Origin of the sequence: Pseudomonas sp. B1-22 (genome assembly GCF_050474425.1) — a bacterium.
Lineage (GTDB): Bacteria > Pseudomonadota > Gammaproteobacteria > Pseudomonadales > Pseudomonadaceae > Pseudomonas.
On sequence record NZ_JBCHVH010000002.1, the window covers coordinates 732,009 to 755,397 of the forward strand.

Here is a 23,389-nt window from a genome sequence, read left to right on the forward strand (position 1 = left end):
CCGCCAGCCACGGCTGCTATCCGCGCCGCCCCGCTGGCCAGTCACCGCACGCCCGCCGAGCCTCGACCCCGCGTCGTTGCCTTGCGAAGCAGCCGGCCTCGCCCCGACCCGCCGCGAGCCGCGCCTCCCCTGCCCCGACACCGGGCCGCGCTTCCCGCTCGCGCCATGGCGATGCCTCCAATGACGCCGGACACGACCGCAGAGTCGTCGCCGAGCAGGACTGCCAGGGACCGACCCGCATGACCAGCACCACCCTCGACGCCGGACAGCCGGCCGCACAGACCAACTCCACCACCCGTGTTGCGGTGGCCAGCTTCATCGGCACCGCCATCGAGTTCTACGACTTCTACGTCTACGCCACCGCCGCCGCCCTGGTGATCGGCCCGGTGTTCTTCCCGCAGACGTCCGGCACCGCCCAGGCACTGAGCGCCTTCCTCACCTTCGGCATCGCCTTCCTCGCCCGCCCGCTGGGCTCGGCGCTGTTCGGCCATTTCGGCGACCGCATCGGGCGCAAGTCGACCCTGGTGGCCTCGCTGCTGCTGATGGGCGTATCGACCACCCTGATCGGCCTGCTGCCGGGCTACGACAGCATCGGCGCCTGGGCACCGATCCTGCTCTGCGTGCTGCGCTTCGGCCAAGGCCTGGGGCTGGGCGGGGAATGGGGCGGCGCCGCGCTGCTGGCCACGGAGAATGCGCCCAAGGGCCGCCGCGCCTGGTTCGGCATGTTCCCGCAGATGGGCCCGTCGATCGGCTTTCTCGCCGCCAACGGCCTGTTCCTCTGCCTGGCCATGCTGCTCAGCGAGGAGCAGTTCCGCGCCTGGGGCTGGCGCATCCCATTCATCCTCAGTGCCGTACTGGTGATCGTCGGCCTGTATGTGCGCCTGAAGCTGGTGGAAACACCGGTTTTCGCCAAGGCCATGGCGCGTCACGAGCGCTCCAGCCTGCCAATCGCTGAACTCTTCGCCAAGCACTGGCGGCCGACCCTGCTCGGCGCCCTGGCGATGGTGGTGTGCTATGCCCTCTTCTATATCTCCACGGTGTTCTCGCTGAGCTACGGGGTGACCAGCCTGGGCTACAGCCGCGAACAGTTCCTCGGTCTGCTGTGCTTCGCCGTGCTCTTCATGGCCGCCGCTACACCGCTCTCCGCCTGGCTGAGCGACCGCTTCGGACGCCGTCCGGTACTGATCGTCGGTTGTGTCGCCGCCATCGCCTCAGGCTTCGCCATGCAGCCGCTGCTGAGCCAGGGCTCCTCGGTCGAGGTGGCGATCTTCCTGGCGCTGGAGCTGTTCCTGATGGGCGTGACCTTCGCCCCCATGGGCGCGCTGCTGCCGGAGCTGTTCCCCACCCACGTGCGCTATACCGGCGCTTCGGCGGCGTATAACCTGGGCGGCATTCTCGGCGCCTCGGTGGCGCCGTACATCGCGCAGAAGCTGGTGGGCATGGGTGGACTGAGCTGGGTGGGCGGTTACGTCTCGGTGGCAGCGGCGCTCAGCCTGCTGGCCGTGCTGTGCCTGCGGGAAACCCGCGAATCCGACCTGAACGATATCCGCTGAATCCCATCCTGTAGGAGCGGACCTTGTCCGCGAAATTCGCCGCGGCGGACACCGTTGACCCCGGTGACGTCAGTGTCTGGCGCCAGCGCCGGCCCTGCCGGCGAATCGCGGGCATGGCCCGCTCCTACAAGGTCAATGCTGGGCAACCAGCCATTCGGCCAGATGCTCGCCCCACACCTGATAGCCCAGCGCCGACGGGTGATAACCGTCGATGGCCAGGAACTGTGGCTGCATTTCCAGGCTGACCTCGCAGTAACCGGCCCCTTGCGCCAACGCCAAAGTGCCAAGCTGGCGATCCAGCAGGCTCGCGCGCCAGCCCAGCAATAGCCGCAACAGCCAGGGCAGCGCCGTGAAATGCCGCAACGGCGGAACCGCCGTGCACACGACCCGCGCGCCACGACTACGGAAATGCTCGATCAGCTGCTGCAAGGCGCCCAACCAACGCTGGCTGGAACTGAAATGAGTGGTGTCGTTGACGCCGAAGACCAGCGCCACCAGATCGTAATCCTGATCAGCGACCAGCGGCAGCAAGCGAGCGCAGGCCTCGCCGGCGGTGATGCCGTTCTCCCCTGCCGCACGCCAGGTAACAGGACGCTCCAGCCGAGTGGAAAGCGCCAGTGCCAATCGACCGGCCAGGGCGAAATCCAGGCAGGACGCGCCGACTCCGGCAACCGTGGACTCACCCAGCAACAGAAGACGGAAAGGCTCGCCCGCAAGCTCCGCGCCCGCGACGCCCTCACACACGCCAGCCGCGGGCGCCAGGCGCAAGGCCGTGCGCCGGGTGCGCACGGCCATGGGCAGGGCCAGCGGCAGCAGCGGCAGCGCCGCCGCCCACCACATCAACCCCGCCCAGCGGTTCACAGCTCGACGTTGACCGCCTGGGCCGAACGGGTCGCCTTGGCACGGGCCGCGTCGATGGACTCGTCGCGCGCCAGGGCCACGCCCATGCGGCGCTGGCCGTCCACTTCCGGCTTGCCGAACAGGCGCAACGCGGTATCCGGCTCGCTCAGCGCGGCGCCGAGGTTGCCGAAGGAAACCTGCTGCGACTTGCCTTCCACCAGGATCACCGCCGAGGCGGAATCGCCCAGCTGGCGGATCACCGGGATCGGCAAGCCGAGGATGGCGCGGGCGTGCAGGGCGAACTCGGAGAGGTCCTGGGAAATCAGGGTCACCAGGCCGGTATCGTGCGGACGCGGCGAGACTTCGCTGAACCACACCTCATCGCCCTTGACGAACAGCTCGACGCCGAACAGGCCACGGCCGCCCAGGGCCTCGGTGACTGCCTTGGCCACGCGCTCGGACTCGGCCAGCGCCTTCGGGCTCATGGCCTGAGGCTGCCAGGACTCGTGGTAGTCGCCCTTCACCTGGCGGTGGCCGATGGGCGCGCAGAAGGTGGTGCCGCCGATATGACGGACGGTCAGCAGGGTGATCTCGTAGTCGAAGTCGATGAAGCCTTCGACGATCACCCGGCCCTTGCCGGCGCGGCCGCCTTCCTGGGCGTAGTCCCAGGTGGCCTTCAGGTCGGCGTCGGACTTGAGCACGCTCTGGCCCTTGCCGGAGGAGCTCATGATCGGCTTGACCACACAGGGGTAGCCCACGGCGGCGACGCCGGCAGCGTACTGCTCGTAGGTGTCGGCGAAGTGGTACGGCGAGGTGGGCAGGCCCAGTTCCTCGGCGGCCAGGCGGCGGATGCCTTCGCGGTTCATGGTCAGCTGCGCGGCGCGGGCAGTGGGGACGACGGTGTAGCCTTCGCTCTCCAGCTCCACGAGTGTGGCGGTGGCGATGGCTTCGATCTCCGGCACGATGTAGTGCGGTTTTTCCTGCTCGATCACCGCGCGCAGGGCGACGCCGTCGAGCATGCTGATCACGTGGCTACGGTGCGCCACCTGCATGGCCGGGGCATTCTCGTAGCGGTCGACGGCGATCACTTCGCAGCCCAGGCGCTGCAACTCGATGGCCACTTCCTTGCCCAGCTCGCCGGAGCCACAGAGCAGTACACGGGTCGCGCTCGGCGACAGGGGAGTTCCAATACGGGGCATTGTGTGAAACCTCGGGGAATGAAAATTTCGATGGCGCGCTAGATCAGCACGCCCTGCTGGCGGGCGCGTTCTTCGCAGCGCACGAGCACCTCGCGGCGCTCGGCGTTGTCCATGCGACCCCAGCGAGTGATTTCGTCGGCGCTGCGCTGGCAGCCCAGACAGATGTCGGCGTCATCCAGCGCGCAGACATGCACGCAGGGCGAGGCCACGGGACGTTCGACGGTCATTCTTCCTGCTCGGCCAGCTCGCGGGCGTAGCGCTGGGCGTTGTGCACATAATGGGCGGCACTGGCTTCGAGGATCTTCTTCTGCGCCTCGGTCAGCTCGCGCACCACCTTGCCGGGCGAACCCATGACCAGGGAGCCGTCGGGAATCTCCCTGCCCTCGGGGATCAGCGCATTGGCGCCGATGATGCAGTACTTGCCGATCTTCGCCCCGTTGAGGACTACCGCGTTGATGCCGATCAGGCTGTAGTCGCCCACCTGGCAGCCATGCAGCATGGCGTTGTGGCCAATGGTCACGCCCTTGCCCAGGGTCAGCGGGAAGCCCATGTCGGTGTGGATCACGGTGCCGTCCTGCACGTTGCTGTTCTCGCCGATATGGATCAGCTCGTTGTCGCCGCGCAGCACGGCGTTGAACCACACGCTGGCGCCGGCCTCCAGGCGAACCTTGCCGATCACCGTGGCGTTCGGCGCGATCCAGCTTTCCGGATGGGTTTCGACTCGGGACGAGCCCAGGCGGTACTTCATGGGTTTCTCCTCAGGCGGGGCCGCTGGTTCGGCGCCTTTTTTGAATCAGCTCAGCTTGATGAATTGTGCAGGCGGCTGGTGCAGGTCGATGCGGGCGTCATACAGCAGGTTGACCAGCTCGACCAGCATGATCGCCGACAAACCCCAGATCTTGTACCCCTCGTAGAGGTAGCTGGGGACGTACCAGCTGCGGCCGAAGTAATCGATGCGATGGGTGGTTTCCCGCGGGTCGCCGCGGAAGAACTCCAGCGGCACCTTGAATACCGCGTCGATCTCACCGTCATTGGGTCGGTACTCGACGAAATCCGGGACGAAGCCAACGAATGGCTTGACCACGATGCCATGCCGGGAAACCAGTGTGCTCAACGGTCCGACCACTTCCACCAGCCCCGGCGGCAGGGCGATCTCCTCCTCCGCCTCGCGCAGAGCGGTGTGGATCAGGTCGACGTCCTCGGGATCGCGTCGCCCACCCGGGAACGCCACCTCGCCGCTGTGGGTGGACAACCCCGTCGCGCGCAGGGTGAGCACGAGTTCCTCGTGGGGAGTGATGGGGAGCAGGACCGCCGCTTCAGGGAAGCTGCGATCCGTTTCGAAGTCGCGAGGCGTATGCGCCTGTATGCGTTGGCGCAGCTGGTCCAGCATGCCGAACATCCTGCGGGAAAGGGCCGTTTCTTTTAATTGAACGATCATGGCACGAAAGACCGAACTGCCCAAGCCCCGCCCCTTGCTGCGTGCCGGGCGCTGCGCGCAAGATGAATGTACATTCGAACAAGGAAACGGCATGAAATTCTGCAGTCAGTGCGGCGCTCCGGTGAGCCTGCGCATCCCCAGCGGCGACAATCGCCCGCGCTACGTCTGCGACCAGTGCCATACCGTGCATTACCAGAACCCCCGGATCGTCGCCGGCTGCCTGCCGGTGTGGGAGGGCCGCATCCTCCTCTGCCGCCGCGCCATCGAACCGCGCCAGGGTTTCTGGACCCTGCCCGCCGGCTTCATGGAGAACGGCGAAACCCTGGAGCAGGCCGCCGCCCGGGAAACCCTCGAAGAAGCCTGTGCCCGCGTCCGCGACCTGCAGCTCTATACCCTCTTCGACCTGCCGCACATCAGCCAGGTTTACATGTTCTTCCGCGCGGAACTGGCCGACCTGGACTTTTGCGCCGGCGATGAAAGCCTGGAGGTGGCGCTGTTCAAAGAATCCGACATCCCGTGGGGTGAGCTGGCTTTCCCCACCGTGGGCCGTACCTTAGAATGCTACTTTGCGGACCGCATCAAGCGAAGCTTCCCGGTACGCAACGAAGCCATCGCACCGATGCTGGCACAGAAAAAGAACTAAAAGACCTGTACACCGCCTCTAAGGCATTAGGATCACTGGGGAATACGTTTCAATGCGCTGGCTGATTGCCGTTCTTTGTCTGACCTTCGCAGCGTTCTCGAACGCCAGTGCGACGCCTACGCTCGACGGTCACATCGACAAGATTCTCGTGCTCAAGTCCGAGCGCAAACTGCACCTGATGAGCAACGGCAAGATTCTCAAGAGCTACCGCGTGTCCCTGGGCAAGCGCCCGCAGGGCCCGAAGCTCGCCGAGGGCGACAACCGCACGCCGGAAGGCTTCTACTGGATCGACTGGCGCAAGACCAGCGACAAGTACAACCTCTCCATGCACATCTCCTACCCCAACGCGCGCGACGTGGCCAAGGCGCGGGAGAAGAACCTGTCGCCAGGCGGCATGATCATGATCCACGGCACCCCGCTGGATGAGGAATACCCCGAGTGGTACTTCTCCACCCTGGACTGGACCAACGGCTGCATCGCCATGACCAACGCCGACCTGCGCGAGGTCTGGAGCCTGGTGAAGGACGGCACGCTGATCGAGATCCGCCCCTGATCGGACTCACAAATGAAAAAGGCGCCCCAGGGCGCCTTTTTCATGAGCGTCTGCAAGAGCCTGGGCTCTCAGAACACCATGTCCGACAGCCGCCACACTTCGAAGGCTGGGGTCTCATACGGATGAGCCGCCTTCAGGGCCTTGACCGAGTCATGGATCAGCTCGTCGGCCACCACCATCTCGACCTTCCACTCGGCCACCTGCTCGACGGTGCCCGCCTGGCCGATGAACGGGTTGCTGCCCTGCAATGGCCGGAATTGCCCCTGTCCCAATGCCTGCCAGCAGCAGCTGTCATAGGCACCGATGCGTCCTGCACCGGCGGCGAATACCGCCTTCTTGACCGGTTCCAGATGGCTCTCCGGAACGTAGAAACAAAGTTTGTACATCGAGTGCTCCGAAACAGGGAGATCGAAACAGGAAACGCCGTGGCGAATGGCGCCACGCTTGGCAAATGCTGCCACAAATAGTGGCACTTTGCCCCTTATGACCAGCGAGTCATCGGGAAAGTTCGACCTTCCGGTGCAGTGTGCGTTCGCCCACGACCGACTTTGTTCGAAATCTGTGACCGACTTCGAGATCAGCGGCCCATAAAGCGCCGCCAGCGCGCCTTCAGACCGGGCGTCTCCGGCGCGTGGGAGCCATCGCAATACGGAAGGCTGGCCGAATGACCACAGCGGCAAAGCAACAGATGGCGCTCGCGCCCCACGGTCAGATCAAGAGCGCGGGTACAGTCGCCGGCGGCGTCCGGCAGGCTTGTGCATCGCCCACAGCCACACAGGCGAAGGATTTGCCCCGGCTCGACCGGGCGAACCTCAGGCAGTATCTCCGATTCAGCCAACGCCCCCTCCTCTGCCCAACGTAGGGCGTATAACGTTCCACGTTATACGCTGATTGGCCATGGCCCAAGGCGCTCTTCGAGCCCAACCCCGGCGTCGACGACCAACCAAGGTGAAACAGCGTACAACCGCGAACGGTTGTACGCCCTAGGGGCAAAGAAAAAGGGGAAAGCCGAAGCTTTCCCCTTTTCGTGTCCCATCCGGAAACCGGACTCAACCCACCCAGACGCGGGCATTGCGGAACATGCGCATCCAGCCGCCGTTCTCTTCCCACTCATCCGGACGCCAGGAGTTCTGCACGGCGCGGAACACACGTTCCGGGTGCGGCATCATGATGGTGACGCGGCCGTCGCGGCTGGTCAGGCCGGTGATGCCACGGGGCGAGCCGTTGGGGTTGGCCGGGTAGCTCTCGGTAACCTTGCCCAGGTTGTCGACGAAACGCAGGGCCACGGTGCCGGACAGGTCCGCCTCCAGCAGCGCTTCTTCGCTCTCGAACTCCGCATGGCCTTCGCCGTGGGCGATGGCGATCGGCAGGCGCGAACCGGCCATGCCCTGCAGGAAGATCGACTGCGACTCCTGCACCTGGACCATCGCCACGCGCGCTTCGAACTGCTCGGAGCGGTTGCGCACGAAGTGCGGCCAGAACTCGGTGCCGGGGATCAGCTCGTGCAGGTTGGACATCATCTGGCAACCGTTGCACACGCCGAGGGCGAAGCTGTCCTTGCGCTCGAAGAAGGCCTGGAAGCCATCACGGGCACGGCTGTTGAACAGGATCGACTTGGCCCAGCCCTCGCCGGCGCCCAGTACGTCGCCGTAGGAGAAGCCGCCGCAGGCCACCAGGCCCTTGAACTGCTCCAGGCTGATGCGGCCGGAAAGGATGTCGCTCATGTGCACGTCGACCGCGACGAAGCCGGCACGGTCGAAGGCCGCGGCCATTTCCACCTGACCGTTGACACCCTGCTCGCGCAGGATGGCGATCTGCGGACGCACGCCCTTCTTGATGTAAGGCGCGGCGATGTCGTCGTTGACGTCGAAGCTCAGCTTCACCGACAGCCCCGGATTGTCTTCTTCCAGCAGGCCGTCGAATTCCTGGTCGGCGCAATCGGCGTTGTCGCGCATGCGCTGGATGCGGTAGCTGGTCTCGCTCCAGATACGCTGCAGGTTGCGGCGCTGGGCGCTGAACACCCGCTCGCCGTTGAAGGCCAGTTCGATGTCGGCGCCAGCGGCCGGCTGGCCGATCACGGCGACACAGTCTTCCAGGCCGGCGGCGCTGAACTGGGCCAACACTTCCGGGGTGGCAGCGGAGCGAACCTGGATGACCGCACCGAGCTCTTCGTTGAACAGGGCGGCGGTCAGTTCGTCACGGCTGTCGGCCAGCGCGTCAAGGTTCAGGTCCAGGCCGCAATGACCGGCAAAGGCCATCTCCACCACAGTGGCCATCAGGCCGCCGTCGGAACGGTCGTGGTAGGCCAGCAGGTGACCGTCGGCATTCAGGCCCTGGATCACGGCGAAGAAGGCCTTCAGATCTTCGGCATCGTCGACGTCCGGCGCGGCACGGCCGATCTGGCCGTTGACCTGGGCGAGGATGGAGCCGCCCATGCGGTTCTTGCCACGACCCAGATCGATGACGATCAGGTCGGTTTCACCCTTGTCCAGGCGCAGCTGCGGGGTCAGGGTCTTGCGGATGTCGTTGACCGGGGCGAAGCCGGAGATGATCAGCGACATCGGCGAGGTGACGCTCTTCTCGGCGTTGCCATCCTGCCAGCGGGTCTTCATGGACATGGAGTCCTTGCCCACCGGGATGGTAATGCCCAGCGCCGGGCACAGCTCCATGCCGACGGCTTTGACGGTGTCGTACAGGCGCGCGTCCTCGCCCGGGTGGCCGGCAGCGGCCATCCAGTTGGCGGAGAGCTTGATCTCGGAGATCTTGTCGATGCTCGCGGCGGCCAGGTTGGTGATGGTCTCGCCGATCGCCATGCGGCCGGAGGCCGGGGCGTCGATCAGGGCCAGCGGAGTGCGCTCGCCCATGGCCATGGCTTCACCGGTGTAGACGTCGAAGCTGGTGGCGGTGACGGCGCAGTCGGCCACCGGAACCTGCCACGGGCCGACCAGCTGATCGCGGGCGACCAGGCCGGTGATGGTGCGGTCGCCGATGGTGATCAGGAAGTTTTTGCTGGCCACGGCCGGGTGGCGCAGCACGCGCTCGGTGGATTCGGTCAGGTCCAGGCCGGCGGCGGCGAAGTCATCGCCCAGCTCCGCTTCGCGGGTGACCGAACGGTGCATGCGCGGCGGCTTGCCCAGCAGCACTTCGAGCGGCATGTCCACCGGCTTGTTGCCGAAGTGACTGTCAGCAACGGTGAGCTGCTTCTCCTCAGTGGCTTCGCCGACCACGGCGAACGGGCAGCGCTCACGCTCGCAGATGGCCTTGAAGGTCTCGAAGTCGGCGGCGTCCACCGACATCACGTAGCGTTCCTGCGACTCGTTGCACCAGATTTCCAGCGGGCTCATGCCCGGCTCGTCGTTGGGCACGTTGCGCAGTTCGAAGCGACCGCCACGGCCGCCGTCGTTGATCAGTTCCGGCAGGGCGTTGGAGATACCGCCCGCGCCCACGTCGTGGATGAACTTGATCGGGTTGTTCTCGCCCATCTGCCAGCAGCGGTCGATGACCTCCTGGCAGCGGCGTTCCATTTCCGGGTTCTCGCGCTGTACCGAGGCGAAGTCCAGGTCAGCGGCGGAAGCGCCGGTAGCCATGGAGGACGCGGCACCGCCGCCCAGGCCGATCAGCATGGCCGGGCCGCCGAGCACGATCAGCTTGGCGCCGACCGAGATCTCGCCCTTCTGCACGTGGTCTTCGCGGATGTTGCCCATGCCGCCGGCGATCATGATCGGCTTGTGGTAGCCGCGGACTTCCTCGCCACGCGGGGTGGCGATGGCCTGTTCGAAGGTACGGAAGTAGCCGGCCAGGTTCGGGCGGCCGAATTCGTTGTTGAACGCGGCGCCGCCCAGCGGGCCTTCGATCATGATGTCCAGCGGGGTAACGATGCGCTCGGGCTTGCCATAGGGCACTTCCCAGGGCTGCTCGAAACCGGGGATGTTCAGGTTGGAGACGGTGAAGCCGACCAGGCCGGCCTTGGGCTTGGCGCCACGACCAGTCGCGCCCTCGTCGCGGATCTCGCCGCCGGAGCCGGTGGAGGCGCCAGGGAAGGGAGCGATGGCGGTCGGGTGGTTGTGGGTTTCCACCTTCATCAGGATGTGCACCGGCTCTTCGCTGGCGCCGTACTGGCGGGTCTCGGCGTTCGGGTAGAAGCGGCCGGCGACGTAGCCTTTCATCACCGCGGCGTTGTCCTTGTACGCGGACAGCACGCCTTCGCGGTGCATTTCATAGGTGTTCTTGATCATGCCGAACAGGCTCTTGTCCTGAGCCTGGCCGTCGATGTCCCAACTGGCGTTGAAGATCTTGTGGCGGCAGTGTTCGGAGTTGGCCTGGGCGAACATCATCAGTTCGACGTCGTGCGGGTTGCGGCCCAGCTCGACGAAGCTTTTCACCAGGTAGTCGATCTCGTCCTCGGCCAGGGCCAGGCCCAGCTCGAGGTTGGCCTTTTCCAGCGCGGCGCGACCGCCGGCGAGGATGTCCACCACGGTCAGCGGCTTGGGCTGGGCGTGGCTGAACAGGGCGGAGGCTTCTTCCAGCTCATTCAGCACAAGCTGGGTCATGCGGTCGTGCAGGCGGGCGGCGACGGCTTGTGCGTCGGCCTCGCTCAGCTCGCCGGTGACGTAGTAGGCGATGCCGCGCTCGATGCGCTCGATCTTGGCCAGGCCGCAGTTGCGGGCGATGTCAGAGGCCTTGCTCGACCAGGGCGAGATGGTGCCGAAGCGCGGAACCACCAGGAACAGGCGGCCGGCGGGTTCCTGCACAGGGACGCTCGGGCCGTACTTCAGCAGGCGCGCCAGGACTTGTTCTTCCTCGGCGTTGAGGGCTCCGATGACCTCGGCGAAGTGCGCAAACTCGGCATACAGCCCGGTGACGGCGGGCACATGCTGGGTCAGCAGGTCGAGCAGTTTGCCGTGGCGGAAAGCGGAAAGGGCGGGAGCACCGCGCAGGATCAGCATTGTCGGAACAGCCTCTGGAGACGGGGAAGTGTGTGGGGCCGGACGGGCCGGCCCACAGAGGCCGTGCATTCTACCGTAAAGAGAGAGGCGGCGGCACCTTTCCAGCACCTTCCTCGCGCCCACCGTCACCGAGTGGTTTTTTCACCTTCGAACAGCTTCGATCAGCCCGTATCCGGCCCGCCTGGCCCGGCCTCATGCGCCAAAATACCGACGAACGGCATGCCAGCTAGCAGAGAAGCGTCAACCTGTCGATATATGGCGCCACATGGCCTTTGCGTATACTGCGTCGATGCTTGCCCTGACTGCGTCCCGCGTACGTCGCACCGCCTGGTTCTTGGCGACCTGTATCTTTCTGCTGATTTCCGGCTGTACCGAGGCGAAAGTCCCGACGGCCCTGGAACGTGTGCAGAAGGACGGCGTCCTGCGCGTGATCACCCGCAACAGCCCCGCTACCTACTTCCAGGATCGCAACGGCGACACCGGCTTCGAGTACGAGCTGGCCAAACGCTTTGCCGATAGCCTGGGGGTCAAGCTGGAAATCGAAACCGCCGACAACCTGGACGACCTCTACAGCCAGCTCGGCCATGACGGCGGCCCCAATCTCGCCGCCGCAGGCCTGACGCCGGGTGGCGACCGCAGCACGCAGGTGCACTACTCGCACTCCTACCTCGATGTCACACCGCAGGTCGTCTACCGCAACGGCGAGCAGCGCCCGACCCGCCCCGAGGACCTGGAAGACAAGCGCATCGTCGTGCTCAAGGGCAGCAGCCACGCCGCCCAACTGGCCGAACTGAAGAAGCAGTTCCCCAGGATCACCTACCGCGAATCCGACGCCGACGAGATGGTCGACCTGCTGCGCATGGTCGATGTCGGCGAGATCGACCTGACGCTGGTCGACTCCAATGAACTGGCGATGAACCAGGTGTACTTCCCCAACGTCCGCGTGGCCTTCGACCTCGGCGACTCCCGCGGCCTGGCCTGGGCGCTGCCGGCCGGCGACGACAACAGCCTGCTGGAGAAGGTCAACGCCTTCCTCGACAAGGCCAAGCAGGACGGCCTGCTGCAACGCCTGAAGGACCGCTACTACGGCCACGTCGACGTACTGGGCTATGTCGGCGCCTACACCTTCGCCCAGCACCTGCAGCAGCGCCTGCCCAAATACGAGCCGCACTTCCGCCAGAGCGGCCAGAAGCTCGAAGCCGACTGGCGCCTGCTGGCCGCCATCGGCTACCAGGAGTCCATGTGGCAGCCCGACGCCACCTCCAAGACCGGCGTACGCGGCCTGATGATGCTGACCAACCGCACCGCCCAGGCCATGGGCGTGGCCAATCGCCTCGATGCCAAGCAGAGCATCCAGGGCGGTAGCAAGTACTACATCCAGATCAAGGACGAGTTGCCGGAAAGCATCCAGGACCCGGACCGCACCTGGTTCGCCCTCGCTGCCTACAACATCGGCGGCGCCCACCTGGACGACGCGCGCAAGATGGCCGAGCAGGAAGGCCTGAATCCGAACAAGTGGCTCGATGTGAAGAAGATGCTGCCGCGCCTGTCGCAGAAGCAGTATTACCGCAAGACCCGCTACGGCTATGCGCGCGGCGGCGAGACGGTGCACTTCGTGCAGAACGTGCGGCGTTACTACGACATCCTCACCTGGGTGACCCAGCCGCAGATGGAAGGCGGCCAGCTCGCCGAGAGCGGCCTGCACCTGCCGGGCGTGAACAAGACCAAGCCGCAGGACACTCCGCAGGACGAGAAGCTCTGAGGCTTCATCGGTCCTGCAGGAGCGGGCGTGCTCGCGAACCGTACTCAGCCTTTGTTTTCGTGCGTTCTGAAACGCTGATCGCGGACAAGGTCCGCTCCTACGAAAGCAGCGCCGCGCTCACCCTGTAGGAGCGGACCTTGTCCGCGAAATCCCGAGCGAAGGAATCCGCAATCAAAGGGAATTGCCCATGTGATGCGCCTGCGTAGGAGCGGACTCCGTCCGCGATCGGCATGACGCGGCACCGTTCGCGAGCAAGCTCGCTCCTACAAAAGCAAAAGCTCCCAGCTCAGCCCTTGCGGCGGGCCTTGAAGAAGGCCGACAGCATCGCGCTGCACTCCTCCGCCAGCACTCCGCCCTCCACCAGCACCCGGTGGTTGAGGAAATCCTGCTCGAAGAATGCCGCCCGGCTGACCACGACACCGGACTTGGGCTCCGTGGCGCCGAACACCACGCGCTGGATGCGCGAATGGACGATCAGCCCGGCGCACATGCTGCAGGGCTCAAGCGTGACGTAGAGGGTGCTGCCGGGCAGGCGATAGTTCTGCGCGGCGGCGGCCGCCTCGCGGATGGCGACCATCTCCGCATGGGCGCTGGGGTCATGGGAGGTGATAGGACGGTTGAAGCCTCGGCCGATGACCTGCCCATCCAGCACCAGCACGGCGCCTACCGGCACTTCGCCCAGGGCCGCGCCCTGCTCGGCCAGTGCCATGGCCTCGCGCATGAAGGGGATGTCCTGGCTGCGGTCGATGACCGGCACCAGCCCCTTCACGGTCGGATGCCCCTTGCTGTTGGTCAGCCGCACCATGCCTCGCCCACCGCAATGGTTCCCATCAGTCCGGTCTCCATGTGATCGATCACGTGGCAGTGGAACATCCACAGGCCGGGGTTATCCGCCACCAGCGCCACGCGTGCCGTCTCATTCTTGCCCAGCAGGTAGGTGTCGGTGAAGTACGGAATGATCTCCCGACGATCGGAATCCAGCACCTTGAAGGCCATGCCGTGCAGGTGGATCGGGTGCTGGTACTGGGTCATGTTGCGCAGCACGAAGATGTAGCTGTTGCCTTCCTTGAGCTTCGCCAGCGGCGGCGCATTGTGCTTGTGCTCCTCGCCGCCCTGCCAGGCCACACCGTTGATCTGCCACAGCGAAGGCGCCGACTGGCCCTTGGAGTAGTCGGATATGGCGCCCACCCACTCGAATTTGAAGTTGATGGTCTCGGCGTTCTTCAGGTCCGGCTCGGCCACCGGGTTGTGCGGCAGCGCGGCCGGCCACTGGGCGGTCGGCGCCTTCGGGTTGGCCACGCCACGGAGGGTCGCCAGGCGTACCGGACCATTGCGCAGCGACAGTTCGGTGCCTTCGGCCGGGCCACGAATGCCCAGCTCCAGGCGCATGCCCGGGCCGATCCAGTACTGGTCCTTCGGCCCCCTGCCGAAATCGCGCGGCTCCACAGGATGGCCGTCGATGGCATAGATCTTCGCCTCGGCGTCCGGCAGGTTGAGGCGATAAGTCACGGTGTTATCGACGTTGAGCAGACGCACCCGGACGATCTCGCCGGCCGGCAGTTCGATCACCGGCGTACGTTCGCCGTTGATGGTCGACAGGCGCCCGCGCGTGCCTTCGCGCGCAGCCTCGCGGGGAACGCTGAAAGGCGTGAAGTTGCCTTCCTCGTCCACGTGCCAGGTCTTCAGGCAGAGGACTTTCTCGCTGGCGAACCCGGTCGGCTCGCGCTCGTCGATGATCAGCGGCCCGACCAGGCCGCGCCCCAGCTGCTCGCTGCTCATCAGGTGCGGGTGGTACCAGTAGCTGCCGGCGTCCGGCGTCTTGAACTGGTAGACGAAACTCTCGCCCGGCTGCACCGGGGGCTGCGAGATGTAGGGCACGCCATCCATCTCGATCGGCAGGCGGATGCCGTGCCAATGGATGGTGGTCGGCTCGTCCAGCTTGTTGGTGAAGCGCACCCGCAGCCAGTCGCCCTGGCGCGCGCGGATTTCCACGCCCGGCGCCTGACCACCATAACCCAGGCCAGGTGTCTTGTGGCCGGGCACCAGCTCCAGGTCCAGCGGGGCGGCGATCAGCTCGTAATCGTGTTCGGCGGCCACTTCCGGGCGCGCCAGCCAGAGGCGCGCGCCACCGGCGCCCAGGCCGAGCACGGCCAGGCCGGCGATGCCGCCGAGTACTTGTCTACGGGTAAACGACATGGGTCCAGACTCCTCGAACAAGGGACATGCGACCCCATCGACTTTCACGGAGGTTGGCGCGTTTCGCGCCCGGCACAGGCTCTTGCGGCCCGCTGCACGGAGAGACTTTGCACGAAGACGGCAGCGCCGCTCGTGCGTCAGGTCAAGGACGGGCACTCGCCCGCCCCGCCTGCCGAAGAAGGCGGCGAGCGTGCCGCCTCTTCGTTAAGAGGACGTTAACTGTCCCCGATCATTCCCACTCGATGGTTGCCGGCGGCTTGCTCGACACGTCATAGGTGACGCGGGAGATGCCTTCGATCTCGTTGATGATGCGATTCGAGACCTTTTCCAGCAGCTCGTACGGCAGGTGCGCCCAGCGAGCGGTCATGAAGTCGATGGTTTCCACCGCGCGCAGGGCCACGACCCAGGCGTAGCGACGGCCATCGCCGACCACGCCGACGGACTTCACCGGCTGGAACACCACGAAGGCCTGGCTGGTCTTGTGGTACCAGTCGAAGTTGCGCAGCTCTTCGATGAAGATGTGGTCCGCACGACGCAGCAGGTCGGCGTATTCCTTCTTCACTTCGCCGAGGATGCGCACGCCCAGGCCCGGGCCCGGGAACGGGTGGCGGTAGACCATGTCGTAGGGCAGGCCCAGCTCCAGGCCGATCTTGCGGACTTCGTCCTTGAACAGCTCGCGCAGCGGCTCGACCAGTTCGAACTGCATGTCTTCCGGCAGGCCGCCGACGTTGTGGTGCGACTTGATCACGTGGGCCTTGCCGGTCTTGGCGCCGGCCGACTCGATCACGTCCGGGTAGATGGTGCCCTGGGCGAGGAACTTCACGTCCTGCAGCTTGGTGGCTTCATCGTCGAAGACCTCGATGAAGGTCTTGCCGATGATCTTGCGCTTCTGCTCCGGGTCGCTGACGCCGGCCAGGCGGCCGAGGAACAGCTCTTCGGCGTTGGCGCGGATGACCTTGACGCCCATGTTCTCGGCGAACATGGCCATCACCTGGTCACCTTCGTGCAGGCGCAGCAGGCCGTTGTCGACGAAGACGCAGGTCAGCTGGTCGCCGATGGCCTTGTGCAGCAGCGCCGCGACCACCGAGGAATCCACGCCGCCGGACAGGCCCAGCAGCACCTTGGACGAACCCACCTGGGCGCGCACGGTGGCGATGGCGTCGTTGACGATGTTGGACGGGGTCCACAGGGCTGCGCAGCCGCAGATGTCCAGCACGAAGCGGGAAAGGATGCGACCGCCCTGCTTGGTGTGGGTCACTTCCGGGTGGAATTGCACGCCGTAGTAGCCACGGGCATCGTCGGCCATGGCGGCGATCGGGCAGCTCGGGGTGCTGGCGAGGATGTGGAAGCCTTCCGGGATCTCGGTGACCTTGTCGCCGTGGCTCATCCACACGTCGAGGCCGAAGACGCCGTCCTCGTCCACATGGTCTTCGATGCCGTCCAGCAGGCGGGCCTTGCCGACCACGTCGACGCGGGCATAGCCGAACTCGCGTAGGTCCGAACCCAGCACCTTGCCGCCCATCTGCTCGGCCATGGTCTGCATGCCATAGCAGATGCCGAACAGCGGCACCTTCAGGTCGAACACGGCCTTCGGCGCGCGCGGGCTGTTGGCTTCGTGCACCGACTCCGGGCCGCCGGCCAGGATGATGCCGCGCGGGGCGAAGGCACGAACGTCTTCGTCGCTCATGTCGAACGGGTGGATCTCGCAGTACACGCCGATCTCGCGAACGCGGCGGGCGATCAGCTGGGTGTACTGGGAGCCGAAGTCGAGGATCAGGATCCGGTGAGCGTGAATGTCTTGGGACATGGCCATCTCTCGTAGCGAAATTCTTAAACGACACGGGGCTGTATCAACCAGCCCCGTGTCCGACTCATTAACCTGAAGCCCTTAGCCTACGCGGTAGTTCGGGGCTTCCTTGGTGATCTGCACATCGTGGACGTGGGACTCGGCCATGCCGGCGCCAGTGATGCGCACGAACTGCGGCTTGGTGCGCATGTCGTGGATATCGGCGCTGCCGGTGTAGCCCATGGCGGCACGCAGGCCACCCATCAGCTGGTGGACGATGGCGGTCAGCTGGCCTTTATAAGGCACGCGCCCTTCGATGCCTTCCGGCACCAGCTTCTCGGCGCCAGCGGAGGCGTCCTGGAAGTAGCGGTCGGAGGAACCGGTGGAACCGGCCATGGCGCCCAGCGAGCCCATGCCACGGTAGGACTTGTAGGAACGGCCCTGGAACAGCTCGATCTCGCCCGGAGCCTCTTCGGTACCAGCGAACATCGAACCCATCATCACGCAGTAGGCGCCAGCCACCATGGCCTTGGCCAGGTCACCGGAGAAGCGGATGCCGCCATCGGCGATCAGCGGAACGCCGGTGCCTTCGAGGGCGGCGGCAACGTTGGCGATGGCAGAGATCTGCGGCACGCCGACGCCTGCGACGATACGGGTGGTGCAGATGGAGCCCGGGCCGATGCCGACCTTGACGGCGTCGGCGCCGGCGTCAGCCAGTGCCTTGGCGGCTTCGCCGGTGGCGATGTTGCCGCCGATGACCTGTACCTGCGGGAAGGTTTCCTTCACCCAGCGAACGCGGTCGATCACGCCTTTGGAGTGCCCGTGGGCGGTGTCAACGACGACGACGTCAACGCCAGCGGCGACCAGTGCGGCAACGCGCTCGCCGGTGTCGGCGCCGGTGCCGACGGCTGCGCCGACGCGCAGGCGGCCCTGGTCGTCCTTGGACGCCAGCGGATAGGTCTTGGCCTTCTCGATGTCACGGAAGGTGACCAGGCCGGTCAGGCGGAACTTCTCGTCGACGATCAGCATCTTCTCGATGCGGTTCTCGTAGAGGGCGGCCTTGATCTCTTCCAGGGCGGTGCCTTCGCGAGCGGTGACCAGCTTGTCTTTCGGGGTCATGATCGCGGAAACGCTGTCGCCGACGTTCGGCTTCACGCGCAGGTCGCGACCGGTGACGATGCCGACCAGCTCACCCTCTTCCACCACCGGGAAGCCGGAGAAGCCGTATTCGCGGGCGATCTGCAGCAGCTCGATGATCTTGGTCGACGGGGTCACGGTGACCGGGTCGCGGACGATCGCGGTCTCGTGCTTCTTGACCTTGCGAACCTCGGCGGCCTGCTGCTCGATGCCCATGTTCTTGTGGATGATGCCGATGCCGCCTTCCTGCGCCATGGCGATGGCCAGGCGGGATTCGGTCACGGTATCCATCGCGGCAGATACCAGCGGAATGTTCAGCTCGATGCCACGGGTCAGTCGGGTTTTCAGGCTCACGTCCTTGGGTAGGACTTCCGAATAACCGGGAATCAGGAGGACGTCGTCGAAAGTGAGGGCTTCTTGGCTGATGCGCAGCATGGCGGGGGCTCCCGATCGGGAAAAATGGAAGCGCGGCATTATATCCCAGCTGGGGGGCGCGGCTCAACGTAACCGGACGATCTGAATGAAGCTTTCTCAACCCTGCGCGCTGGCCCCTGTCCACGGGCGCGCTTATCATCCTTCGCCATGCAGAATGATCCCTTCCAACGGCTGGGCCTCGACCGCGAGGTTCTGACCGTCAGCCAGCTCAACCAGCGCGCCCGCCACCTGCTGGAGGACGTGTTCCCGCAGGTGTGGGTCGAGGGCGAGATCTCCAACCTCGCCCGCCCGGCATCCGGTCATATGTACTTCACCCTCAAGGACAGCAACGCCCAGGTGCGCTGCGCGCTGTTCCGGCAGAACGCCCTGCGCGTACGCCAGGCCCTGCGCGACGGTCTCGCCGTGCGGGTGCGCGGCAAGGTCTCGCTGTTCGAAGGGCGCGGCGACTACCAGCTGATCGCCGATGCCGTCGAACCGGCCGGTGACGGTGCGCTGCGCCTGGCCTTCGAGGCGCTGAAGGAAAAGCTCGCCGCCGAAGGCCTGTTCGCCGCCGAGCGCAAGCGGGAACTTCCCGCCCATCCCCGGCGCATTGGCATCGTCAGCTCGCCCACCGGCGCGGTGATCCGCGACATCATCAGCGTGTTCCGCCGCCGCGCCCCGCAAGTCGAGCTGACCCTGATCCCCACCGCCGTGCAGGGCCGCGAGGCTGTCGGGCAGATCGTCCGCGCGCTCAAGCTGGCCGATGCGCAGGGCTTCGACGCGCTGATCCTGGCCCGTGGCGGCGGCTCGCTGGAAGACCTCTGGTGCTTCAACGAGGAGCCTGTGGCCCGCGCCATCGCCGCCTGCGTGACGCCCATCGTCAGCGCCGTGGGCCATGAAACCGACGTTTCCATCAGCGATTTCGTCGCCGACGTGCGCGCGCCCACGCCTTCGGCCGCCGCCGAACTGCTGGCGCCCCACAGCGGCGACCTGCAGCAGCGCCTGGACGGGCTGCGCCGTCGACTGATCCTGCGCATCCAGGACCGCCTGACCCGCGAGCGCCTGCGCCTGGAAGGTACCGCCCGGCGCCTGCGCCACCCCGGCGAACGCCTGCGCCAGCAGGCCCAGCGCCTGGACGACCTGGACATGCGCCTGCGCCGCGCCTTCGAGCGCCAGCTGCACATTCGCCAGGAGCGCGTCGCACGGCTGGACACCCGCCTCGCCGCCCAGCATCCCGGCCGCAACCTGGCACTGCTGCGCCAGCGCCTGGAAAACCTCAGCGGCCGCCTGCCCCGTGCCACCCAGGCGATCCTGCGCGAACAGCGCCAGCGTCTGGACGGCCTGATGCAGACGCTGCACATCGTCAGCCCGCTGGCGACCCTCGGCCGTGGCTACAGCATCCTGCTGGACGACAAGGGCCAGGCGATCCGCAGCGCGGCACAGACGAAGAACGGCCAGCGCCTGAAAGCCCGGCTGGCCGAAGGCGAACTGGAGGTGCGGGTGGAGGACAACCACCAGGCGCCCGTCACCCTTTCCCTGCTGGACTGATCAACGATGACCGACCTGCTTGCACCGATCCTGCCGCAGCCCGATCCGGACTGGGCCGAAGCCTTCCGCATGCCCATCGTCGAATGCGGTCAGCCACTGCAGGCGCTGAGCATCGCCACCGGCTTCGCGGTGTGGCCGGCCTATCACCGCCTGGGTGTGCCCAATGCGCAGCCGGAGTGCTACGCCCGCACCGACGTGTTCGAGCGCCTGCTGCACGCCGCCAGCCTGCTGCCCGACGGCATCCGCCTGGTGATCCTCGATGCCTGGCGACCCTTCGCGGTGCAGCAACACCTGTACGACACGCTCTACGACATCCTCCGCCAGCACGAGCCGGATGCCGATCCGCGCGAGCTGACCCGGCGCACCCGCGAGTTCGTCGCGCCGCCCAGCGCCCGCGCCGAATCGCCCAGCCCGCACCTCACCGGCGGCGCCATCGACCTGACCCTGTGCGACCGCGACGGCCGCTGGCTGGACATGGGCAGCCTGTTCGACGAAGCGACGCCGCGTTCCTATACCCGGCATTACGAAGAGATCGCCGCGCCGGATGAACCCCAGAGGCGCATCCGTGACAACCGCCGAATGCTGTTCAATGCCATGAGCGCGGCGGGGTTCAGCAACCTGTCCAGCGAGTGGTGGCACTACGACTACGGCGACCAGCTTTGGGCCGCGCACCTGGGCAAGCCCCACGCCATCTATGGCCCGGCGCAGGTGCAGTCGCTGGAGCAGCTGTGGCGCCAGCAGCTGGAAGGGCTGCGCCGGTAGCTGTTGGCTCTCGTAGGAGCGGACTCTGTCCGCGATGTCTTTGCGCCGCCCCGTTATCACCGGAGTGGCTGGTAAGCGATCGCGGACAGAGTCCGCTCCTACGACGTCTGATAGCTCGCAGCGAGGGCTGCCCCTCAAGCAGGGCTATTTGTAGGAGCGAGCTTGCTCGCGAACAGCCCCGCTGCAGAGGTTGGTTCGCGAGCAAGGACTAGCGTCCCCCTCGGTCCTACGAAAAGCAGCCCGCCAAGACGTTCCGCTTTCGACGAAATCGCCGCGCCCGCCGCAGCGGCCCGTGTAGACTGCCCGCTTCATCCGCCGACACGTCCACGGATAGCGCAATGTTCCGAATTTCCAGCCTGCTCATCGCCTCCCTCTTCACCCTGACCGCCCACGCCGAAGGCTTTATCAGCCGCACGCTGAACAAGCCGGTGCCCGGCGGTGTTGCCGTCGTCCAGCTGGGCCAGGACGCCGCTGTGCCGACCGCCACCTACCAAGGCAAGCAGGTACTGGTGGTGCGCGAGGAAGGCCGCGACTGGATCGCCATCGTCGGCATCCCGCTGACCACCAAGGCCGGTAGCCAGCAGATCGTCGTGAAGCAGGGCGGCGCCAGCCGCAACCTCGGTTTCAGCGTGGACAGCAAACACTATAAAGAGCAGCACATCACCCTGAAGAACACCCGCCAGGTGAATCCGCTGCCCGAAGACCTCAAGCGCATCAACCGCGAGCTGGCCGAGCAGACCGCCGCCTACCGCAGCTTCAGCCCCGGCACGCCGAGCAACCTGGTACTGGACAAACCCGTCAACGGCCCGCTTTCCAGCCCCTTCGGCCTGCGCCGTTTCTTCAATGGCGAGGAGCGCAACCCGCACTCCGGGCTGGACTTCGCCGTACCCGCCGGCACCCCGATCAAGTCGCCAGCTGCCGGCAAGGTGATCCTGATCGGCAACTACTTCTTCAACGGCAACACCGTGTTCGTCGACCACGGCCAGGGCTTCATCAGCATGTTCTGCCACATGTCGAAGATCGACGTAAAAGTCGGTGATCAGGTCCCGCGCGGCGGCGTGGTCGGCCGTGTCGGCGCCACCGGCCGCGCCACCGGGCCGCACATGCACTGGAACGTCAGCCTGAACGACGCCCGCGTCGATCCGGCGATCTTCATTGGCGCGTTCAAGCCCTGATGCGCATTCGTTTCGACGGCCGCAGTGCGCTCTTCGCGCTGCTCTGGTTCGTCGTGCTGGTCTGGCTGGCCACAGCCGGAGCGAACCTCGGCTGGCTGCGCGGCTTCGGCGGCGACGTGCTGGCGGTCATCTGGCTGTACTGCCTGCTGCGCGCGACCCTCGATGCGCCGGCGCATTGGCTGGCCGGCGCTGCGCTGGCCTGCGGCCTGATCATCGAATTCGGCCAATACCTCGCCGCAACCTTTCACTGGCATATCGGCAACCGCGCGCTACGCATCGTGCTGGGCGCCACGCCGGACTGGCTGGATGTGCTCGCCTACTGTATCGGCTTCGTGCTGATCCTCGCGACGCGCCAAGCGCGCCTGGCCCTCAGGCCAGCGAATAGCTGAAAAACAGCGCCATCTCCCCCGGCAGCACCTGCGCCGGGTCGTAGAGGTCGGTGGACAGTCCGCTGAGGGCGAAACCACGGGAGCGGTAGAAGCCCACCGCCGGCAGGTTGAGGTTCTGGGTTTCCAGCCACAGATGACGCGCCTCGGTGCCACGCGCCCAGTCCAGGCAGGCGTCCATCAGGAGCTTGCCGACACCGCGTCCGCGGGCGTCGGCGAGAACGAACAGATCGTCCAGCACCGCGCGGCGATTCCAGATTTCGTAGTGGGCAATGGCGAATCCCAGGCGTTCGCCTGCCTCGTCGACGGCGACGGCAGTCCAGTCGGACGCGGCCACATCGTCCTCCAGGTCCGCGAAGGGATAACGCTTGATCTGCGCCTCGGGCAGGCGCTCTTCGCGCAGGATGAAACCATCGGCCGCGGACTCGATCCGCAGGATCGAGTCGCTGGAGTAGCTGCCATCGAACCCGTGCAGCCACTCACCGTCTTGCGCCCATACCAGCGGGCGCAGGAGCAGGTCGCTCATCAGTCCATCTTCATGCCGTGCATGTCGTGGCCCATGTCGGTGCCTTTCGGGGCTTCCTTCTGCACGGCGACCTCGACCTTCACGTCACCGGCCTTCTGGAAGTGCAGGGTCAGCGGGAAGCGCTCGCCATCGGCCAGCGGCTTCTTCAGGCCGAACAGCATCAGGTGGTACTGGCCGGGAGCGAAGACGATCTTGCCGCCGGCGGGGATGTCCACGCCTTCGACCTTCTGCATCTTCATCATGCCGTCCTTCTCCACGTGCTGGTGGATTTCGGCGCTGGCGGCGCGCTCGGTGTCGGCGCCGAGCAGGCGGTCGGCATCCTTGCCGTGGTTTTCCACGACGAAGTAGGCCGCGCCGTTCACCGAGTTGGCCGGCAGCAGCAGCGACCAGGGATGGTCGATGTGCAGGTTGCCGGCCTCGTATTCGTGGGCCAGGGCGGCGCCGGAGAAGCCCAGCAGGACAGCGAAAGCGAGCAGGGATTTACGCATGTTCGAAACTCCAGTTGGCTTGTGATCAGGTCCGCCA

At 66.0% G+C, this 23,389-nt stretch carries 22 protein-coding genes; 8 read left to right on the forward strand and 14 right to left on the reverse strand.

Going from position 1 to position 23,389, the window contains the following annotated elements:
• Positions 1-239 precede the first annotated feature (239 nt).
• A complete protein-coding gene (locus ACQ5BL_RS10240) occupies positions 240-1,553 on the forward strand; it encodes an MFS transporter (RefSeq protein ID WP_430293111.1) in 1,314 nt (437 codons plus the stop codon).
• 132 nt (positions 1,554-1,685) lie between these two features.
• On the opposite strand, the gene ACQ5BL_RS10245 is transcribed toward ACQ5BL_RS10240, so the two are convergent.
• Genes ACQ5BL_RS10245 through ACQ5BL_RS10265 form a run of 5 tightly spaced genes read right to left on the reverse strand, consistent with a single transcriptional unit; the run spans position 1,686 to position 4,982 of the window.
• A complete protein-coding gene (locus ACQ5BL_RS10245; RefSeq protein WP_243806162.1) occupies positions 1,686-2,414 on the reverse strand; it encodes an SGNH/GDSL hydrolase family protein in 729 nt (242 codons plus the stop codon).
• On the reverse strand, positions 2,411-3,592 hold the full coding sequence (purT, locus tag ACQ5BL_RS10250) for a formate-dependent phosphoribosylglycinamide formyltransferase (protein ID WP_430293112.1): 1,182 nt from the start codon (positions 3,590-3,592) through the stop codon (positions 2,411-2,413). The genes ACQ5BL_RS10245 and purT overlap by 4 nt, the downstream gene beginning before the upstream one ends.
• Positions 3,593-3,630: 38 nt before the next feature.
• Entirely contained in the window at positions 3,631-3,819 is a 189-nt protein-coding gene (locus tag ACQ5BL_RS10255) for a DUF1289 domain-containing protein (RefSeq protein WP_207887453.1), read from the reverse strand.
• The gene (locus ACQ5BL_RS10260) at positions 3,816-4,340 is read right to left on the reverse strand and encodes a gamma carbonic anhydrase family protein (RefSeq protein ID WP_243806164.1); all 525 of its coding nucleotides are present in this window, start codon (positions 4,338-4,340) and stop codon (positions 3,816-3,818) included. The genes ACQ5BL_RS10255 and ACQ5BL_RS10260 overlap by 4 nt, the downstream gene beginning before the upstream one ends.
• A gap of 45 nt (positions 4,341-4,385) precedes the next feature.
• On the reverse strand, positions 4,386-4,982 hold the full coding sequence (locus ACQ5BL_RS10265) for an NUDIX hydrolase (RefSeq protein ID WP_430293113.1): 597 nt from the start codon (positions 4,980-4,982) through the stop codon (positions 4,386-4,388).
• Positions 4,983-5,121: 139 nt separating this feature from the next.
• Between ACQ5BL_RS10265 and ACQ5BL_RS10270 the strand changes: the two genes are divergently transcribed.
• Together ACQ5BL_RS10270 and ACQ5BL_RS10275 are read left to right on the forward strand one after the other, a co-directional pair.
• Positions 5,122-5,673 (forward strand): NUDIX hydrolase, encoded by a 552-nt coding sequence (locus tag ACQ5BL_RS10270; protein WP_243806166.1) that lies wholly within the window; start codon positions 5,122-5,124, stop codon positions 5,671-5,673.
• Between the two features lie 52 nt (positions 5,674-5,725).
• The gene (locus ACQ5BL_RS10275; RefSeq protein WP_207887455.1) at positions 5,726-6,226 is read left to right on the forward strand and encodes a L,D-transpeptidase family protein; all 501 of its coding nucleotides are present in this window, start codon (positions 5,726-5,728) and stop codon (positions 6,224-6,226) included.
• Positions 6,227-6,294: 68 nt separating this feature from the next.
• Here the strand turns inward: ACQ5BL_RS10275 and ACQ5BL_RS10280 are convergent, their stop codons facing one another.
• The 3 genes from ACQ5BL_RS10280 to purL form a co-directional block, all read right to left on the reverse strand.
• Positions 6,295-6,612 (reverse strand): YqfO family protein, encoded by a 318-nt coding sequence (locus ACQ5BL_RS10280; protein WP_207887456.1) that lies wholly within the window; start codon positions 6,610-6,612, stop codon positions 6,295-6,297.
• A 191-nt stretch (positions 6,613-6,803) separates the two neighbouring features.
• Positions 6,804-6,932: a CDGSH iron-sulfur domain-containing protein gene (locus ACQ5BL_RS10285; RefSeq protein ID WP_243806641.1), complete on the reverse strand. Its 129-nt coding sequence runs from the start codon at positions 6,930-6,932 to the stop codon at positions 6,804-6,806.
• Between the two features lie 343 nt (positions 6,933-7,275).
• Positions 7,276-11,172, reverse strand: a complete 3,897-nt coding sequence (gene purL, locus ACQ5BL_RS10290) for a phosphoribosylformylglycinamidine synthase (protein WP_243806168.1) — start codon at positions 11,170-11,172, stop codon at positions 7,276-7,278.
• A 289-nt stretch (positions 11,173-11,461) separates the two neighbouring features.
• On the opposite strand from purL, the gene mltF reads away from it, so the two are divergent.
• Positions 11,462-12,934, forward strand: a complete 1,473-nt coding sequence (gene mltF / locus ACQ5BL_RS10295; RefSeq protein ID WP_243806170.1) for a membrane-bound lytic murein transglycosylase MltF — start codon at positions 11,462-11,464, stop codon at positions 12,932-12,934.
• A gap of 286 nt (positions 12,935-13,220) precedes the next feature.
• Here the strand turns inward: mltF and tadA are convergent, their stop codons facing one another.
• The 4 genes from tadA to guaB form a co-directional block, all read right to left on the reverse strand.
• Entirely contained in the window at positions 13,221-13,739 is a 519-nt protein-coding gene (tadA, locus tag ACQ5BL_RS10300) for a tRNA adenosine(34) deaminase TadA (protein WP_279577273.1), read from the reverse strand.
• Positions 13,727-15,130, reverse strand: coding sequence for a multicopper oxidase family protein (locus ACQ5BL_RS10305; protein ID WP_243806172.1), 1,404 nt, complete (start codon positions 15,128-15,130; stop codon positions 13,727-13,729). Before ACQ5BL_RS10305 ends, tadA begins: the two co-directional genes overlap by 13 nt.
• Positions 15,131-15,359: 229 nt before the next feature.
• Positions 15,360-16,937 carry a glutamine-hydrolyzing GMP synthase gene (gene guaA, locus ACQ5BL_RS10310; protein ID WP_207887461.1) on the reverse strand — a complete coding sequence of 526 codons (1,578 nt, stop codon included), beginning with the start codon at positions 16,935-16,937 and terminating at the stop codon, positions 15,360-15,362.
• 81 nt (positions 16,938-17,018) lie between these two features.
• The gene (gene guaB, locus ACQ5BL_RS10315; protein WP_207887462.1) at positions 17,019-18,488 is read right to left on the reverse strand and encodes an IMP dehydrogenase; all 1,470 of its coding nucleotides are present in this window, start codon (positions 18,486-18,488) and stop codon (positions 17,019-17,021) included.
• 147 nt (positions 18,489-18,635) lie between these two features.
• Here guaB and xseA point away from each other — a divergent pair, with 147 nt between their 5' ends.
• The 4 genes from xseA (at position 18,636) to ACQ5BL_RS10335 (ending at position 22,341) form a co-directional block, all read left to right on the forward strand.
• Positions 18,636-20,015 (forward strand): exodeoxyribonuclease VII large subunit, encoded by a 1,380-nt coding sequence (xseA, locus tag ACQ5BL_RS10320; RefSeq protein WP_207887463.1) that lies wholly within the window; start codon positions 18,636-18,638, stop codon positions 20,013-20,015.
• Positions 20,016-20,021: 6 nt separating this feature from the next.
• Positions 20,022-20,777: a M15 family metallopeptidase gene (locus tag ACQ5BL_RS10325; protein ID WP_243806174.1), complete on the forward strand. Its 756-nt coding sequence runs from the start codon at positions 20,022-20,024 to the stop codon at positions 20,775-20,777.
• Between the two features lie 338 nt (positions 20,778-21,115).
• Positions 21,116-21,952 (forward strand): M23 family metallopeptidase, encoded by an 837-nt coding sequence (locus ACQ5BL_RS10330; protein WP_243806176.1) that lies wholly within the window; start codon positions 21,116-21,118, stop codon positions 21,950-21,952.
• Positions 21,952-22,341: a DUF2809 domain-containing protein gene (locus ACQ5BL_RS10335; protein WP_243806178.1), complete on the forward strand. Its 390-nt coding sequence runs from the start codon at positions 21,952-21,954 to the stop codon at positions 22,339-22,341. Before ACQ5BL_RS10330 ends, ACQ5BL_RS10335 begins: the two co-directional genes overlap by 1 nt.
• On the opposite strand, the gene ACQ5BL_RS10340 is transcribed toward ACQ5BL_RS10335, so the two are convergent.
• Positions 22,322-22,864 (reverse strand): GNAT family N-acetyltransferase, encoded by a 543-nt coding sequence (locus ACQ5BL_RS10340; protein ID WP_243806180.1) that lies wholly within the window; start codon positions 22,862-22,864, stop codon positions 22,322-22,324. The two genes, ACQ5BL_RS10335 and ACQ5BL_RS10340, sit on opposite strands and share 20 nt — an antisense overlap.
• Complete coding sequence (locus ACQ5BL_RS10345) at positions 22,864-23,352, reverse strand: copper chaperone PCu(A)C (RefSeq protein ID WP_243806182.1); 489 nt, start codon at positions 23,350-23,352, stop codon at positions 22,864-22,866. The genes ACQ5BL_RS10340 and ACQ5BL_RS10345 overlap by 1 nt, the downstream gene beginning before the upstream one ends.
• Between the last annotated feature and the right edge of the window lie 37 nt (positions 23,353-23,389).

Bases quoted from the DNA above. Each gene is read 5' to 3' on its own strand.
- ACQ5BL_RS10240 (WP_430293111.1), top strand. From the start codon at position 240: ATGACCAGCACCACCCTCGACGCCGGACAGCCGGCCGCACAGACCAAC.
- purT (WP_430293112.1), bottom strand. From the start codon at position 3,592: ATGCCCCGTATTGGAACTCCCCTGTCGCCGAGCGCGACCCGTGTACTG.
- ACQ5BL_RS10255 (WP_207887453.1), bottom strand. From the start codon at position 3,819: ATGACCGTCGAACGTCCCGTGGCCTCGCCCTGCGTGCATGTCTGCGCG.
- ACQ5BL_RS10260 (WP_243806164.1), bottom strand. From the start codon at position 4,340: ATGAAGTACCGCCTGGGCTCGTCCCGAGTCGAAACCCATCCGGAAAGC.
- ACQ5BL_RS10265 (WP_430293113.1), bottom strand. From the start codon at position 4,982: ATGCTGGACCAGCTGCGCCAACGCATACAGGCGCATACGCCTCGCGAC.
- ACQ5BL_RS10270 (WP_243806166.1), top strand. From the start codon at position 5,122: ATGAAATTCTGCAGTCAGTGCGGCGCTCCGGTGAGCCTGCGCATCCCC.
- ACQ5BL_RS10275 (WP_207887455.1), top strand. From the start codon at position 5,726: ATGCGCTGGCTGATTGCCGTTCTTTGTCTGACCTTCGCAGCGTTCTCG.
- ACQ5BL_RS10280 (WP_207887456.1), bottom strand. From the start codon at position 6,612: ATGTACAAACTTTGTTTCTACGTTCCGGAGAGCCATCTGGAACCGGTC.
- purL (WP_243806168.1), bottom strand. From the start codon at position 11,172: ATGCTGATCCTGCGCGGTGCTCCCGCCCTTTCCGCTTTCCGCCACGGC.
- mltF (WP_243806170.1), top strand. From the start codon at position 11,462: ATGCTTGCCCTGACTGCGTCCCGCGTACGTCGCACCGCCTGGTTCTTG.
- tadA (WP_279577273.1), bottom strand. From the start codon at position 13,739: ATGGTGCGGCTGACCAACAGCAAGGGGCATCCGACCGTGAAGGGGCTG.
- ACQ5BL_RS10305 (WP_243806172.1), bottom strand. From the start codon at position 15,130: ATGTCGTTTACCCGTAGACAAGTACTCGGCGGCATCGCCGGCCTGGCC.
- guaA (WP_207887461.1), bottom strand. From the start codon at position 16,937: ATGTCCCAAGACATTCACGCTCACCGGATCCTGATCCTCGACTTCGGC.
- guaB (WP_207887462.1), bottom strand. From the start codon at position 18,488: ATGCTGCGCATCAGCCAAGAAGCCCTCACTTTCGACGACGTCCTCCTG.
- xseA (WP_207887463.1), top strand. From the start codon at position 18,636: ATGCAGAATGATCCCTTCCAACGGCTGGGCCTCGACCGCGAGGTTCTG.
- ACQ5BL_RS10325 (WP_243806174.1), top strand. From the start codon at position 20,022: ATGACCGACCTGCTTGCACCGATCCTGCCGCAGCCCGATCCGGACTGG.
- ACQ5BL_RS10330 (WP_243806176.1), top strand. From the start codon at position 21,116: ATGTTCCGAATTTCCAGCCTGCTCATCGCCTCCCTCTTCACCCTGACC.
- ACQ5BL_RS10335 (WP_243806178.1), top strand. From the start codon at position 21,952: ATGCGCATTCGTTTCGACGGCCGCAGTGCGCTCTTCGCGCTGCTCTGG.
- ACQ5BL_RS10340 (WP_243806180.1), bottom strand. From the start codon at position 22,864: ATGAGCGACCTGCTCCTGCGCCCGCTGGTATGGGCGCAAGACGGTGAG.
- ACQ5BL_RS10345 (WP_243806182.1), bottom strand. From the start codon at position 23,352: ATGCGTAAATCCCTGCTCGCTTTCGCTGTCCTGCTGGGCTTCTCCGGC.